The 13,918-nt window shown below is 70.9% G+C and carries 14 protein-coding genes; 9 read left to right on the top strand and 5 right to left on the bottom strand.

Annotation, left to right across the window (positions count from 1 at the left end):
- The first annotated feature begins 106 nt into the window (after positions 1–106).
- Both coaE and V5P93_RS25075 read left to right on the top strand, forming a co-directional pair.
- Positions 107–1,282 (top strand): dephospho-CoA kinase, encoded by a 1,176-nt coding sequence (gene coaE, locus V5P93_RS25080; protein WP_104483680.1) that lies wholly within the window; start codon positions 107–109, stop codon positions 1,280–1,282.
- Between the two features lie 136 nt (positions 1,283–1,418).
- Complete coding sequence (locus tag V5P93_RS25075; protein WP_374065076.1) at positions 1,419–2,609, top strand: IS4 family transposase; 1,191 nt, start codon at positions 1,419–1,421, stop codon at positions 2,607–2,609.
- Positions 2,610–2,776: 167 nt separating this feature from the next.
- Here V5P93_RS25075 and V5P93_RS25070 read toward each other — a convergent pair whose 3' ends face one another.
- Positions 2,777–3,181: a peptidoglycan DD-metalloendopeptidase family protein gene (locus V5P93_RS25070; protein WP_374065075.1), complete on the bottom strand. Its 405-nt coding sequence runs from the start codon at positions 3,179–3,181 to the stop codon at positions 2,777–2,779.
- 81 nt (positions 3,182–3,262) lie between these two features.
- Here V5P93_RS25070 and V5P93_RS25065 point away from each other — a divergent pair, with 81 nt between their 5' ends.
- On the top strand, positions 3,263–4,063 hold the full coding sequence (locus tag V5P93_RS25065; protein WP_181043968.1) for an RICIN domain-containing protein: 801 nt from the start codon (positions 3,263–3,265) through the stop codon (positions 4,061–4,063).
- Here V5P93_RS25065 and V5P93_RS25060 read toward each other — a convergent pair.
- Both V5P93_RS25060 and V5P93_RS25055 read right to left on the bottom strand, forming a co-directional pair.
- Positions 4,060–4,578, bottom strand: a complete 519-nt coding sequence (locus tag V5P93_RS25060; protein ID WP_104483526.1) for a DUF402 domain-containing protein — start codon at positions 4,576–4,578, stop codon at positions 4,060–4,062. The two genes, V5P93_RS25065 and V5P93_RS25060, sit on opposite strands and share 4 nt — an antisense overlap.
- 144 nt (positions 4,579–4,722) lie before the next feature.
- Positions 4,723–5,292 (bottom strand): DUF402 domain-containing protein, encoded by a 570-nt coding sequence (locus tag V5P93_RS25055; RefSeq protein WP_104483527.1) that lies wholly within the window; start codon positions 5,290–5,292, stop codon positions 4,723–4,725.
- A 129-nt stretch (positions 5,293–5,421) separates the two neighbouring features.
- On the opposite strand from V5P93_RS25055, the gene V5P93_RS25050 reads away from it, so the two are divergent.
- Both V5P93_RS25050 and uvrB read left to right on the top strand, forming a co-directional pair.
- Positions 5,422–6,588, top strand: a complete 1,167-nt coding sequence (locus V5P93_RS25050; protein WP_104483528.1) for a DUF5685 family protein — start codon at positions 5,422–5,424, stop codon at positions 6,586–6,588.
- 308 nt (positions 6,589–6,896) lie between these two features.
- Positions 6,897–9,056, top strand: coding sequence for an excinuclease ABC subunit UvrB (gene uvrB, locus V5P93_RS25045; protein ID WP_104483529.1), 2,160 nt, complete (start codon positions 6,897–6,899; stop codon positions 9,054–9,056).
- 672 nt (positions 9,057–9,728) lie between these two features.
- Here uvrB and V5P93_RS25040 read toward each other — a convergent pair.
- Entirely contained in the window at positions 9,729–10,379 is a 651-nt protein-coding gene (locus V5P93_RS25040; RefSeq protein WP_104483530.1) for an FMN-dependent NADH-azoreductase, read from the bottom strand.
- A gap of 128 nt (positions 10,380–10,507) precedes the next feature.
- On the opposite strand from V5P93_RS25040, the gene V5P93_RS25035 reads away from it, so the two are divergent.
- The 4 genes from V5P93_RS25035 to V5P93_RS25020 all read left to right on the top strand — a co-directional run bounded on the left by V5P93_RS25035 (position 10,508) and on the right by V5P93_RS25020 (position 12,705).
- Positions 10,508–11,137: a hypothetical protein gene (locus V5P93_RS25035; RefSeq protein WP_104483531.1), complete on the top strand. Its 630-nt coding sequence runs from the start codon at positions 10,508–10,510 to the stop codon at positions 11,135–11,137.
- A gap of 153 nt (positions 11,138–11,290) precedes the next feature.
- Complete coding sequence (locus V5P93_RS25030) at positions 11,291–11,542, top strand: hypothetical protein (RefSeq protein WP_104483532.1); 252 nt, start codon at positions 11,291–11,293, stop codon at positions 11,540–11,542.
- Positions 11,539–11,754, top strand: a complete 216-nt coding sequence (locus V5P93_RS25025; RefSeq protein WP_104483533.1) for a sigma factor — start codon at positions 11,539–11,541, stop codon at positions 11,752–11,754. Before V5P93_RS25030 ends, V5P93_RS25025 begins: the two co-directional genes overlap by 4 nt.
- 483 nt (positions 11,755–12,237) lie before the next feature.
- Complete coding sequence (locus V5P93_RS25020; RefSeq protein ID WP_245931809.1) at positions 12,238–12,705, top strand: MarR family winged helix-turn-helix transcriptional regulator; 468 nt, start codon at positions 12,238–12,240, stop codon at positions 12,703–12,705.
- 1 nt (position 12,706) lies between these two features.
- On the opposite strand, the gene V5P93_RS25015 is transcribed toward V5P93_RS25020, so the two are convergent.
- Positions 12,707–13,918: an MFS transporter gene (locus V5P93_RS25015; RefSeq protein WP_104483551.1), complete on the bottom strand. Its 1,212-nt coding sequence runs from the start codon at positions 13,916–13,918 to the stop codon at positions 12,707–12,709.

The raw sequence follows: 13,918 nt of genomic DNA, 5'->3' as shown, positions 1-13,918 counted from the left end.
GTAACCGGCTCACGTGCGAAAACGCCGGAAGTGGTCGGCGTGTCCCGGTCCGCTACCGGCGACTCCCGGCACGGGTGCCCGGGGTCGCCTGGAAGAATGCGGCCCCATGCTGCGCGTCGGCCTCACAGGCGGGATCGGGTCAGGCAAGTCCACGGTCGCCACGAGACTGGCCGAGCGGGGGGCGGTGGTCATCGACTCCGACCGCGTCGCCCGCGAGGTCGTCGCCCGGGGCACCGACGGGCTGGCCGACGTCGTCGCCGCGTTCGGACCGGACGTCCGCACCGCGGAGGGCGACCTCGACCGCCCGGCCCTGGCGTCCATTGTGTTCTCCGACGAGACCGCCCGGCAGCGGCTCAACGCGATCGTGCACCCCCGGGTCCGCGACCGCGCCGCCGAACTCGCCGCCGCGGCGCCCGCCGACGCCGTAGTGGTGCAGGACGTGCCGCTGCTGGTGGAGAACGGGATGGCGCCGCTCTACCACCTGGTGGTCGTCGTCGACACCCCCGTCGACGTGCGGGTGCGCAGGCTGGTCGAGCACCGGGGCATGGCCGAGGCGGACGCGCGCGCCCGGATCGCCGCGCAGGCCACCGAGTGCGCGCGCCGGGCGGTCGCCGACGTCTGGCTCGACAACGGCGGCGCCCCGGAGCGGACCGCCGAGGCCGTCGACGCGCTGTGGGACGGGCGGCTGCTGCCGTTCGAGGCGAACGTCCGACTGCGACGCCACACCGACCGCGGCGCCCCCACCCTGGTCGACTACGACCTCACCTGGCCGTCCCAGGCGGAACGGGTGCTCGGCAGGCTGCGGCTCGCGGTGGGCGACAAGGCGGTCCGCGTCGACCACGTCGGGTCCACGTCGGTGCCGGGGCTGGCCGCCAAGGACGTGCTCGACTTCCAGGTCACCGTCCCCACCTTGGACGACTCGCTCGACGAGCCGCTGGCCGCCGCGGGCTTCCCGCGCGTACCGGGTTTCGACCGCGACTCCCCGCACCCGCCCGGCGGCCCGGAAACCCCCAAGCGCACCCACGCCTCGGCCGACCCGGCCCGCTGGGCCAACGTGCACGTCCGCGCCGCGGACTCCCCGTTCGCCCGCTACACCCTGCTGTTCCCGGCCTGGCTGCGCGCCGACGAGGCCGCTCGCGCCGAGTACGCCGCCCTCAAGCGCGGCCTGGTCGGCGGCGCCGACACCATCCCCGAGTACGGCACGGACAAGGAACCCTGGTTCGACCGCGCCATCCCCCGCGCCACCGCCTGGGCCGCCGCCACGGGCTGGACGCCCGCCTGAGCGGCGGTGGGGCGCGCTCCCTCTCGCACCCCACCGCCCGGTCTCAGCAACTGTTCTTGCTGCGGACCACGTCACCGGCCTTGTGGGTCTTGCCGCAATGCCGGTCGGTTAGGTCATGGCGGGGCTGTAGCCTGCTGTGGTGGATCTTGGGTTGGGTGTGCGCGAGGGCGGCGGTCTGGCCGACCGGGCTGCGGTTGGTGTGCTGACTCGGATGTTTCCGGTGGAGTTGGTCGATCGGGTCATTGACCAGTATTGGCGTCGGGAACAGCGGACCCGCGCATTGCCTGCTCGGTTGGTCTTCTATTTCACGCTTGCTTTGTGTCTTTTCCCGAATGAGTCGTACCGGTCGACGATGAAGATTCTCATGTCGGCGTTCGGTCGTGGAGGGCAGGGCTATCGGGTACCGACGACCGGTTCGATCGGTGATGCTCGTCGTCGTCTGGGTTCGGAGCCGATGGAGACCGCGGTGCGGGCGGTGATACGACCGAGAGCGTGCCGGGAGACGATAGGCGCGTGGTATGGGGATTGGTTGTTGACAGCGGTTGACGGGACGACGTTCACGGTGCCGGATACCGAGGAGAACGATCGCGAGTTCGGGCGACCCGGTTCAGGGCGCGGCGAGGGAAAGACGGCGTATCCTCAGATTCAAGCGGCGTGTGTGGTCGAGTTGGGAACCCACGCGGTATTCGATGCCCGGATGGATGGCTATGCCGCCGCGGAAACGATGTTGATCGAGGAGATGTTCTCTTCATTGCGGCCGGGCATGCTGGTGTTGGCCGACCGGCACATCTACTCGTCCCGTCGCTGGGCCAAGGCCGTGGATACCGGCGCCGACCTGCTGTGGAGAGTGACCGCGAACCTCGCCCCACGGCCGGTGGAGAGACTATCGGACGGTTCCTGTATCGCCGAGATCACCCCGCCGAGGAGTTCGGGCCAACCATCTTTCCGGCTACGGCTGATCGAGTACCGATTGCCGTGGACGGAGGAGGTGTATCGGTTGGTGACCACGATCCTGGACCCGCTTCTGGCGCCCGCGAAGGAACTGGCCGCGCTCTATCACGAACGGTGGGACATCGAGGGCTTCCTCAAACAGATCAAGAGTGTCCAACTCAATACCGAGAAGATCTTCCGGTCGAAATCGCCCGACGGGGTACGGCAGGAGTTCTGGGCGCATCTGGCGGTGCACTACGCCACGATGTGTGTGCAGGTCGACGCCGCCGATCACGCGAAGCTCGATCCTGATCGGATCTCACACAAAAACACGGTACGCGTCATCCGGTCCCGTATCTGGGCGCCGGGATCTTTCCCCCCTCACGCACAGCGATGACCACTATCGGATGTTGCTGATCGAGGTCGGCAGCGAGATCAACCCGGAACGCCGCCACCGGAGCTACCCGCGGGTGATCAAACGGAAAATGAGCAACTTCCCGGTCAAACGCGCACGACACCGACAACAACTCCGAAACAGCCGACCACCTCACTCGAACATCACCCTCACCCCGCCCAGCAAGACCCGACACCGCCGCCGACCAGCCGAAACCACCTAACCGACCGGCATTGGGTCTTGCCGTTGAAGACGGGCTTGATGCCCTTGTCGTCCTTGGTGACGGTGTAGTGCAGGTGCGGGTTGCCCTTGGCCTGGCCGGTGTCACCGACGTAGCCGAGCAACTGCCCCTGCTTGACCCTCTGGCCGTCCTTGACCTTCGGCTCGGCGGTCATGTGGAAGTAGTAGGTCTTGTAGCCGCCGCCCATGTCGATGGACACGCCCCAGCCCTGCCGGTCGCCCCACTTGGCCTCGATCACCTTGCCCGCTGTGTACGCGTGCAGCAGGCACCTCTCGATCCCGAGGGCATCCGCAGTGTCGCGGAGTTCATGGCGGCGATGCGGGAACTGAGACAACGCTCTGGTTTGACCCTCAGGCAACTGGAAAGCGCTGCTCGGGCGCGGGGAGCCGTACTCGCCCGCAGCACCGTGGCCGACATGCTCCGGCGTCCCGTGCTGCCCCGGGCGGAACAGGTCGGCACGTTCCTGCGGGCGTGCGGCGAGGAACCGCGGTTGGCGGCGTGGATGAAGACCTACGAACGCCTCGCGGTCGGCCCGCTGCCAGTGGTCCCCGCGGAACCGGAAAGCGCTCCGGAACCTCTGCCCGTCGAGGCGCCGCGTGGGCGCGCCAAGCGCCTCTTCGCGTTGGGCGGGGTCGGGTGTGTGTTGGCGGCGGGGGCCATCTACGCGTTGTCGCCGGGAGAAACCGAAGGCGGTACGGGAAAACCGGCGGGGCCGGTGCCGACCCAACCCGTGTTGGCCGTGTCCCAGGCGGATTTCTGGGTGGTCATCCACCCGTTCTCCACGCCGGACCTATGCGTCACCGCGGGCCACGACCGCGCGCAGCGGTACGGGAGCGAGGTCGTGGTCCAGGACTCGTGCGCCGCGCCCGGCCCGCGCACGCTGCTGAAACCCGCCCACGGCGACCTGGTCCACATCGAGTGGGAGCACCCCGTCGAAAAGGTGTTGGGGTGCTTGACCGTCATCAACGTCAAGGACGGGCGACTGCTGGAGCCCCAGGACTCCTGCTCGGCCAACCGGCGGGAGCAGCTGTTCCGCGTCGAGCGCTTCGCCGTCGAGTCGAACGACTACCGGGTGCGCCAAGCCGACAGCGGGGACTGCGTCGCCGTCGACGGCACCGGGAACGGCGCCGGGATCACCCTGCGGCCGTGCGCCGACCAGGCCGACCAGCGTTTCCTGGTCACCCCCGACGGCGCGAGCACCGCGCCGACCTCCTAGAACGGCGGCCAGACCTCGAACACGTGCTTGTACGCCAGCCACGACGACAGGTCGTGCCGGAAGCGGCTCAGCTCCTCCAGCGTCTGGTGCACCGTGCACAGCGCCAGGTCCGCGTCGCCGACCCGCAGCACCCGACCGGCCACCGCCGCCGCGAACTCCTCCGACCGCACGATCCGCGCCGTCGTCCCGCCGGGGGCGGCGAGCCCGAGCAGCAGGTCGGTCGTGCGCCAGGTCCGGCCGTCGCGCAGAACCCGCACCGCGGTGAGCACGCTCGGCCCGCCGCGCGCGTGCCGCGACCGGGGGCGCGACTGGGTCAGGCGCAGGTTGAGCTGGGGGAGCAGCCAGGTGACCTCGGAGTCGTAGAACGGGTCCTCCGGTGTGGGGCACTCCATGCGCAACCCCCACCGCTCCACCTGGCAGGTCCGCAACGCGCGGGTCATGCCGGAGGAGTAGCTGCGTACCGCCGTCACCGTGTCGACGATGTCGACCAGCTGGGGAGTGATCGTCGTGCCCACGCGGCCAGAGCGTAGTCGCGGAGGTGCGCTCCGTGATCTTCGGGGTCGATTCGTTATGTAACGAGTCGTGCGCTCTCCGATATCTTTCCGGCGAACGCGGCCACGAACCCCTGACGGACAGTTGACCTCACACCCGGTCCGCCACTAGTGGGTTTCCCACGGCACGGGGATTCCCGCGCTGGTCAGCCACGCGTCGACGTCGTACCCCGCGCGCGCCACGGCGTCCACCACCGCGTACGCGCGCTCCATCGCCCGCCGCGCCGCCGAGACGTCGAGCAGTCCCGCGCGCAGCGCCGCCAGCAGCTCGTCCGAGTCCTCCACCCGCAGGTCGCGGCCGGTGCGCACGAGCACGTCCAGGTACAGGTCGACGGTCATCCACACCCCGCCGCCCGCGCCGCTCACGTCCACTACGTCGATGTAGTAGTCGTGCCCGAGGTCGACCCCCGGCCTGCCCCGCCACTTCGACACCCGCAGGCCCGCGTCCGGCAACACCAGCGACTCGAAGTGGGCGATCCGCGCGTGTCCCTCGACCGGGCGGGACATGTACAGGCCGTGGTCGTGGACCCGGAACACGTCGACCCGCCGCACGTACCCCTTCGGGTCCGTGTTCGTCATCGCCGCCGGGTCGAACAGCTCCACCTTGGGCGGGTGGACCTCGTGCGCGAGCTCGTGACCGCGGGCCGGGGGCACCGGGATGGCGTGGTTCGGCAGCATGCCGCCATCGTGCCCACGACCCCCGGTCACAGCACAGACCTTTTGGCTGATTTTCTACCCCCGTACGGGTGACGCGCGACTAAGCTCCCGCCCCGGTCGGGGTACGCGTCGTCGGAAGGTCAGCCAGCGTTGTTCGGGATCATTAGGCCTTGTCGCCACCGCCTGTCGCCCACTCTGCAGACGTCGTGGATGGCGCACCTGTGCGGGCTCTGCCTCGCGCTGCGCGACGACCACGGCCACCTCGCGCGCACCGTGACCAACTACGACGGTCTGGTCATCTCCGCGCTCGTAGAGGCGCAGTCCCCGACGGTCGGCGGTCGCCGCATCGCCGGGCCCTGCCCGCTGCGCGGCATGCGGTCCGCGCCGGTCGCCGAGGGGGCGGGCGCCAAGCTGGCCGCCGCGGTGTCCCTGGTGCTCGCCTCCGCCAAGGTCCGCGACCACGTCGCCGACCGCGACGGCGCCTTCGCCCGCGCCCCGATCGCGGGCGTGGCCCGCCGGGTCGCCAAGCGCTGGGCGGGCCAGGGCGCGCGCACCGGGGAGGGCGTCGGGTTCGCCACCGCGGTCCTGCTCGACGCCGTCGACCGCCAGTCCGAGCTGGAGTCCGGCCTGCCGTCGGGCTCGTCGGTCCTGCTGGCCACCGAGCCGACGGAGACCGCGACCGCCGCCGCCTTCGCGCACACCGCGGTGCTCTCCGGTCGACCGGGCAACGTCGCGCCGCTGACCGAGGCCGGGCGCCTCTTCGGTCGCGTCGCGCACCTGCTCGACGCCGTGGAGGACCTCGACGACGACGCCGCGGCGGGCGCGTGGAACCCGCTCGCGGCCACCGCGACCCCGCTCACCGAGGCCCGCAGGCTCTGCGACGACGCCGTGTTCGGCGTCAAGCTGGCCCTCAAGGAAGCCGAGTTCGCCGACGACGGCCTAGTGCACGCGCTGCTCGTCCACGAGTTGTCCGCCGCGGTCACCCGCACCTTCGGCCACCGGCAGGCGGGCACCCCCCACGGCCACCGCCACCCCGGCCAGCCCCCGCACCAGCAGCCCCCCAACCCCAACCAGCCGCCGAAGCCGGAACCGCCCCGCTGGGGCAAGCGCCGCAGCGGCCCCGCCGGCTGCGGTGTGGCCCTCGTCCTCTGCTGCACCTGCCAGTACTGCTGCGCCGACCCCTACCACGACCCGTGGACCGGCGAACCCAAGTCCGGCTGGTGCAGCAACTGCGACTGCGGCAGCTGCGACTGCTGCAGCGGCTGCGACGGTTGCGACGGCTGCTGCTGCGACGGGTGTTGCTGCGACTGCGGCTGACGCCCTGTGGTTCACCCGCCTGAGCGACAGGAGTTGTCCACAGGCAAGATCGACTCAAGCCCTTTTCCCTGATCAAGCCGGTAGAATGGCGAAAGTGGAGGCCCCCGTGGTGGGTGGGCCTTGTGGTGGGTGGGCCTTGTGGTGGGTGGGCCTTGTGGTGGGTGGGCCTTGTGGTGGGTGGGCCTTGTGGTGGGTGGGCCTTGTGGTGGGTGGGCCTTGTGGTGGGTGGGCCGCCAGGGCTGCCGGCTCGCGAGGGGGCTGTGGACAGCTCGTCCGGGATTGTCGGGGGGCGGGCGTAGCCTCAGGGCGTGGCCTTTCCGACCGAGCACCCCGTGTTGGCGCACTCCGAGCACCGTCCCGTCGGCGACATCCCCCGTGCCGACGGGAAGTTCCGCATGGCCGCGGACTACCAGCCCGCGGGCGACCAGCCCGCCGCCATCGACGAGCTGGAGCGGCGGGTCCGCGCGGGCGAGGAGGACGTCGTCCTGCTCGGCGCCACCGGCACCGGCAAGTCGGCCACCACCGCGTGGCTGATCGAGCGGGTCCAGCGCCCCACGCTGGTCATGGCGCCCAACAAGACCCTCGCCGCCCAGCTGGCCAACGAGCTGCGCGACTTCTTCCCCGACAACGCGGTCGAGTACTTCGTCAGCTACTACGACTACTACCAGCCCGAGGCGTACATCCCGCAGACCGACACCTACATCGAGAAGGACTCGTCGATCAACGACGACGTCGAGCGGCTGCGCCACTCGGCGACGATGAGCCTGCTCTCCCGCCGCGACGTGATCGTGGTGGCCTCGGTGTCCTGCATCTACGGCCTCGGCACCCCGCAGTCCTACGTGGACCGCTCGATCGGCCTCAAGACCGGCGAGGAGCTCGACCGCGACCTGTTCCTGCGCGCCCTGGTCGACGTGCAGTACGCGCGCAACGACATCGCCTTCGCGCGCGGCACCTTCCGGGTCCGCGGCGACACGGTGGAGATCATCCCGGCGTACGAGGAACTGGCCATCCGCATCGAGTTCTTCGGCGACGAGATCGACAAGCTGTACTACCTGCACCCGCTCACCGGCGACATCGTCCGCGAGTGCCAGGAGCTGCGGATCTTCCCCGCCACCCACTACACGGCCGGGCCCGAGCGGATGGAACGCGCCATCGTCGGCATCGAGGCCGAGCTGGAGGAGCGGCTGGCCGAGCTGGAGCGGCAGGGCAAGCTGCTGGAGGCGCAGCGGCTGCGCATGCGCACCGCGTACGACATCGAGATGATGCGCCAGGTCGGGTTCTGCTCCGGCATCGAGAACTACTCCCGGCACATCGACGGCCGCGGCGCGGGCACCGCCCCCGCCACCCTGATCGACTACTTCCCGGACGACTTCCTGCTGGTCATCGACGAGTCGCACGTGACGGTCCCGCAGATCGGCGGCATGTACGAGGGCGACATGTCCCGCAAGCGCAACCTCGTCGAGCACGGCTTCCGGCTGCCCAGCGCGGTCGACAACCGGCCGCTGACCTGGGAGGAGTTCACCCAGCGCATCGGCCAGACGGTGTACCTGTCGGCCACCCCCGGCCCGTACGAGATGGGGCAGGCGGGCGGCGAGTTCGTCGAGCAGGTCATCCGGCCCACCGGCCTGATCGACCCGGAGGTCGTCATCAAGCCGACCGAGGGCCAGATCGACGACCTGGTCCACGAGATCCGCGTCCGCGCCGAGCGCGACGAGCGGGTCCTGGTCACCACGCTGACCAAGAAGATGGCCGAGGACCTCACCGACTACCTGCTCGAACTCGGCGTCCGCGTGCGCTACCTGCACTCCGAGGTGGACACCCTGCGCCGCATCGAGCTGCTGCGCCAGCTGCGCGCGGGCGACTACGACGTGCTGATCGGCATCAACCTGCTGCGCGAGGGCCTCGACCTGCCGGAGGTGTCGCTCGTCGCCATCCTCGACGCGGACAAGGAGGGCTTCCTGCGCAGCGGCACCTCGCTGATCCAGACCATCGGCCGCGCGGCCCGCAACGTGTCCGGCCAGGTCCACATGTACGCGGACAAGATCACCGACTCGATGCGGCACGCCATCGACGAGACCGACCGGCGGCGCGCCAAGCAGACCGCGTACAACACCGAACGCGGCATCGACCCGCAGCCGCTGCGCAAGAAGATCGCCGACATCCTCGACCGCGTCTACACCGAGGCCGAGGACAGCGGCGACGCGGTCCCCATCGGCGGCTCGGGCCGCAACACCTCCCGGGGCAAGCGCGCCACCGGCGAACCGGGCCGCAGCGCGGGCGTCGTCGCCGCCGACCGCGACGTCAAGTCCATGCCGCGCGCCGAACTGGCGGACCTGGTCCAGCAGCTGACCGACCAGATGATGAACGCCGCCCGCGACCTCCAGTTCGAACTGGCCGCCCGCCTCCGCGACGAGATCCACGACCTCAAACGCGAACTGCGCGGCATGGACGCCGCCGGGATCGGCTGACCGACACCGCTCCGGGCGTTGGTGGGCAACCGCCCACCAACGCCCGGAGTCATCGCGCTACCCGCGCTACCGCATCGCGCCGCGCTGTCGACGCGGTGCCCGAGACCCTGGCACACGGCACCTCGCCTTGATGTTCCTGTCCTGCCACCCGGTTCTCCCGCGTCGCCCTGACCCCGCGCCTGCTCGGTGGAAGCCCGGAGTCCACACCGTGGTCTTCGCGGTGCGGTCGTCCTGCCCGTTGGGCGGTCCGAATCGTGTCGAACGGCAGGTCGGTCGACTCGCCGCTGGGCCTGCTGCCCGCTCAGTCCCTCGACCACACACCGGATCCTGAGCATCGCGGACAGGACTGGCCGCGCGACCCGACCGCGCCACACACGCATCGGCGCGCAGTCGACCGCACCCGGTGATCAAGGCGCGCGGCGTTTCCGGACAGGTCTGGTCGCGACAACCACCGCCCGACGCGGCCATGCGCACATCAACAGCGGAATCGTCGTCGCCGGCCGTTTCCTCGCCGACGACCCGCGCACCTCACCCGGCATACCGCCGATCGTTCAGCGGCCCGCATACCCGTGCCGCTCCGTCGGCAGTGCGCGACAGCGGTGACTTCCCGACCGCCGCGTTGTGTCCGCGTCCGGGGATGTCGAAACCCTTGCCATGCCAGGTGGTCTGCGGTCAGGCGACCCTGGCGCGGTCGGCGAAGGCGCGACCGGTGGTGGCGGCCAGGTCGTGCGCGGCGGCCGTCGACTGCTTGGCCAGCGGGACCAGGTCCGCCATCGCCGGGTTCACCTCGGCCAGCGTCAGCTCCGCGGCCACCACCGACACCTCCGCCCCCAGCACGTCCTGGAAGATCCGCACCAGCCACGGCGTCGCGTGGTCCCACCCCTCGCGCGGGGTGCCGGGGCCGTAGCCGCCGCCGCGGGCGATCACCAGGGCCAGCGGCTTGCCCGTCAGCGGCGCGCTGCCCGGTGCGAACCGCGGGTCCGTGATCAGCAGGTCCACCCACGCCTTCACGTGCTGCGACACGCCGAAGTTGTACAGCGACGTCGCGACCACGATCGAGTCCGCCGCGGCCAGCTCGTCCGCCACCGCCGTCGCCAGCGCGATGGCCGACCGCTGGGCCCCGGTCCGCTCCCGCTCACCCAACGCCCGCCCGGCCAGCGAGTTGGCCCAGGCGCCGCCGCCGATGTGGCCGTCGGCGAGGTCGCGGCGCACCACCCGGCCGCCGGGCACCGCGCCCCGCCATCCGTCGACCACGGTGTCCGCCACCGCCCGGCTGACCGACCCTTCGACGCGAATCGAGCTGTCGACGCGCAGCAAAGTCATGGCATCCCCTCAAGGAAAGTCTTCAATCCAGATCGTCTGTACTACAGACTATCTTCCACGCAGACCACCGCGCCGTCCAGGGGAAAACCGGCAGCGCGGGTCCCGGGAGATGCACAACACTCGCCGCCATGACCACAATGCGGCCTGTCCTGCAGGTTTACCCACCTGGCGGCTTCGATCTGTGGTCGGTCGTCAAGTCCGAGGATGGACACCTGGAACTCGGCGGCGACCTGACACCCGCCGAGGTCGGAACGGCGATGATGCGGTTCATCGGCTACAACGACGTCGAACCCCAGGACAGCCGCACCCGCCCCTCTGACCCACTCGGGTCGTACCTGTACGGCATCCTCGCCCTCAACCCCGCCTCCGCCGTGGCACCAGGCGGCCTCCGGGCAGTCAGCCCCACCGGCGTCGTGTTCACCCCGGGCTGCTGCTCAAGCACCGACGCCTGGCGCGGCCTGCGCCACGTCGTCGAGGGGACCGGCTGGGCCGACTTCGGCCACGACCCCAGCCCGCACGCCGAACGCCACGGCGACCTCATCCGCCTGACCACCGACACGGAAACCGACGACAGCCCGACGATCGACCTACCGATCGCCGAATGCCGCCACCTGCTCACCCAAGTAGCGCGCGATCTCACCGCCTTCCACGCCTTGGCCGCGAAGTGGCTCACCCACCACCTGCCCGCCCACGCCGACCACATCGCCACCGCCCTCGCACTGGCCCTGGATCTCGAGCCGACGTCAACGGTCGATTGACCGGGCCGTGATCGCTTGGGGCGGGCACCGGCGCGCCGCCGACCGCGCCCGCCAGGGCCTGGACCGGTGTTCCCGCCGGACCCGCGGTGCGGCCGGACGAAACCGCGTCGACTCGCGACATACCTGTCGAACGTGCCCGCAGGAAGGAACTCGATGAACGAGTCGGTGGACAACGCCCGCCCCAGCGATCCGGCGCCCAGCTGCGCTCGGCTGAGCCAACTACCCGGGGTGATCGTGCAGGTCAACGGTCAGGTGGCGCTCGCGCGTCAGCGGCACCACACGATGTCGGCGGTGGCCGCCACGTTCGCGGTCGGCGATCGGATCGCCCACGTGTCGGTCAGCGAGCGCGACGGCAGCCGGTGGTCGATCACCATCGGCGCGCTCCCGGAGCACGTCGAGCGGTGACCGATGAGGAACGGACGAAGCGAGATCCGGCGCAGGCACGCCGGGCCTTCTTCCACGAGCACGCCGGGTTGGTCAAACAGATGATTCGCAACCGGGTCGCCGACTCCAAGGCGGCCGAGGACATCGCCCAGGAGGCATGGGCCGCGTTCTTCCGCGGGTACGACGTCCACATCGAGGCACGGAAACCGCCGCGCTGCTGGCCACGATCGTGAACCGTCGAGTGGCCGACTGGTATCGCAAGTCTCCCCCCGAAAAGTGTGCCGGGGCGGAGACCGTCCAGGACCACTTGGACCGGCAACTCGGTGACCGGCTCGCCGACCGGGTTGAGCGCGAGGCGGTGCTCCGGCTCGACGTCACGAGGATCCTGTCGACACTCGACCCCGCCAGCGAGAGGCCTTCCACCTGCGCGCGAACTGCTCCGTGATTCACCCCTGCTCGACGTGTACCGCACCGTCGTCCGGAAGGAGAGCCGGAAGTGAGCGAGGACCGCGAAGTCCGAGCCGACTCCGTCGCCTGCGGCATGAGGTCGGCCGGTGGTTCGGCCGCGATCACGCGGACCGCGGGAAACCGGTCGCGAAGCAGCGCGGGAGGCGGCGGTAGTGCCGCGGGCTCCGCCGCCTGGTGGGTGAGTGCCAGGGTGCGAGGCGTGTCATCGTGGTGGGTCGGGTGGGTGGTCGCGGGCGTAAACTGTGGTGGTGCACCCTTCCGCCGCCGTTGAAGCCGATCTCGGCTGGGCGCTGGGGGCTGTCTTCCGGGGCTACGTGCGGGCCGCCGAGCGCGTGTTGGCCGGGGTGCCCGGTGGGCCCCGCGGGTACCAGGTCCTGACCTCCGCCGTCCTCGGCGAGGCCCGCAGTCAACAGACGTTGGCGCACCGCCTGGGCATGGACAAGACCGTCATGACCTACCTGATCGACGATCTCGAGCGCGCCGGGCTCGTCGAGCGGCGTCCCGATCCGGCCGACCGGCGCGCCCGGCTCCTGTCGGCCACCGAGCACGGGGGAGAGCGGTACGCGGAGGTCGTCGAGGCGTTGCGGCGGGTCGAGGACGAGGTTCTCGCGCCCTTGGCCGCGCGGGAGCGGGCGACCCTCAGGGAGTTGTTGCGCAAGCTGGCGACGAACGCGCCCGCCGACTCGGTCTGCGTGGAACCGGACGCGACCTGCTGAACTACGCGGTGACCGGCTGGTCCAGGCGGCGGAGAGCCCGGATGCTGGGGGTCGCGGAAGCCCCCGTGGTGGCCACCACGACCAGGATGGCCAGTGCCGTCAGCGTTGCCGCCGTGCCGAAGTGGTTGGCCAGCGGTCCGACCGCGATCTCCCCGATCGGGATGGCCACGAACGACCCCACCGCGTCGTAGGAGTAGACCCGGGCGAGGCGGTCCTGGGGGATGTTCTCCTGCAACGAGACGTCCCAGGCGATGCCGAACTGCTCGATCGCCATCCCGCCCAGGAACATGATGACCAGCAGCAGCACGACCTCCGGCGCGTGCGCCAGGACCAGCAGCGGGACGGCCTCGACGCCCACCAGCGCCGTCCCGTACAGCAGCGCCCGCCGCGGCTGCCAGCGGCTGGCCACGACCCCGCCGACGAGCGCCCCGATGGTCTGCGCGCCCAGGATGAAACCCCACGCCAGCCTGCCGAACGTGGCGTCCGCGATGGACGGTCCGAGCACCTGGATGCCGCCCACCACCGCCGCGTTGACGACCATGAACGCCACCACGACCGACCACAGCCACGTGCGCGACGCGAACTCCGACCACCCGACCCGCAGGTCCTTCAGCGGCCGGGTGGGCTCGGACGCCGCGATCTCCGGCGCGTCGACCCGCGCGTAGAAGAACGCCGCGAGCAGGAACACCACCGCCGTGCCCACCATGGCCCAGCCGGGGCCGCGCAAGGCCGCCAGCATGCCGCCCAGCGAGGCGCCCGCGATCATCGCCGTGTTGGTCCCCACTCGCGCCAGGGCGTTGGCCTGGCGGAGCAGGGACGGCGGCACGGTCTGCGGTGTCAGCGCCGAGGCGGCGGGCAACGACGCGGCCGAGACCGCGCCGTTGACCACGCTCAGCACGATGAGCAGCGGCACCGAGGCGAACCCCAGGAGCACCGCCGCCGCCGCGGCCGCCTGGGAGGCGGCCGCGGCCAGGCTCGCGCCCTGCAGGATGACCCCGCGGGGCAGCCGGTCGGCCAGGACGCCGCCCAGCAGCAGGAGCGCCACGTTGGTGATCGAGCGCGCGCCGACCACCAGTCCGAGCATCGCGACCGAGCCGGTCAGGTCCAGCACCGCGAACGCCAGCGCGACCGGCGCGACGGCGTTGGCGGTGTAGGTGGTGACCCGACCGAGGACGAGACGGCGGAACATGGGCTCGCGCAGCGGGACGAACAT

Origin of the sequence: Actinokineospora auranticolor, from assembly GCF_041897805.1 — a bacterium.
Lineage (GTDB): Bacteria > Actinomycetota > Actinomycetes > Mycobacteriales > Pseudonocardiaceae > Actinokineospora > Actinokineospora auranticolor.
The sequence above is the reverse complement of the archived record's forward strand: the minus strand, read 5'-3'. Positions and strand labels throughout refer to the sequence as shown.

Excerpts from the sequence above, each read along its gene's own strand:
- V5P93_RS25055 (WP_104483527.1), bottom strand. The coding sequence starts at position 5,292 with ATGCTGCCGAACCACGCCATCCCGGTGCCCCCGGCCCGCGGTCACGAG.
- V5P93_RS25040 (WP_104483530.1), bottom strand. The coding sequence starts at position 10,379 with ATGACTTTGCTGCGCGTCGACAGCTCGATTCGCGTCGAAGGGTCGGTC.
- V5P93_RS25065 (WP_181043968.1), top strand. The coding sequence starts at position 3,263 with ATGCTCCGGCGTCCCGTGCTGCCCCGGGCGGAACAGGTCGGCACGTTC.
- coaE (WP_104483680.1), top strand. The coding sequence starts at position 107 with ATGCTGCGCGTCGGCCTCACAGGCGGGATCGGGTCAGGCAAGTCCACG.
- V5P93_RS25030 (WP_104483532.1), top strand. The coding sequence starts at position 11,291 with ATGAACGAGTCGGTGGACAACGCCCGCCCCAGCGATCCGGCGCCCAGC.
- V5P93_RS25035 (WP_104483531.1), top strand. The coding sequence starts at position 10,508 with ATGACCACAATGCGGCCTGTCCTGCAGGTTTACCCACCTGGCGGCTTC.
- V5P93_RS25015 (WP_104483551.1), bottom strand. The coding sequence starts at position 13,918 with ATGTTCGTCCCGCTGCGCGAGCCCATGTTCCGCCGTCTCGTCCTCGGT.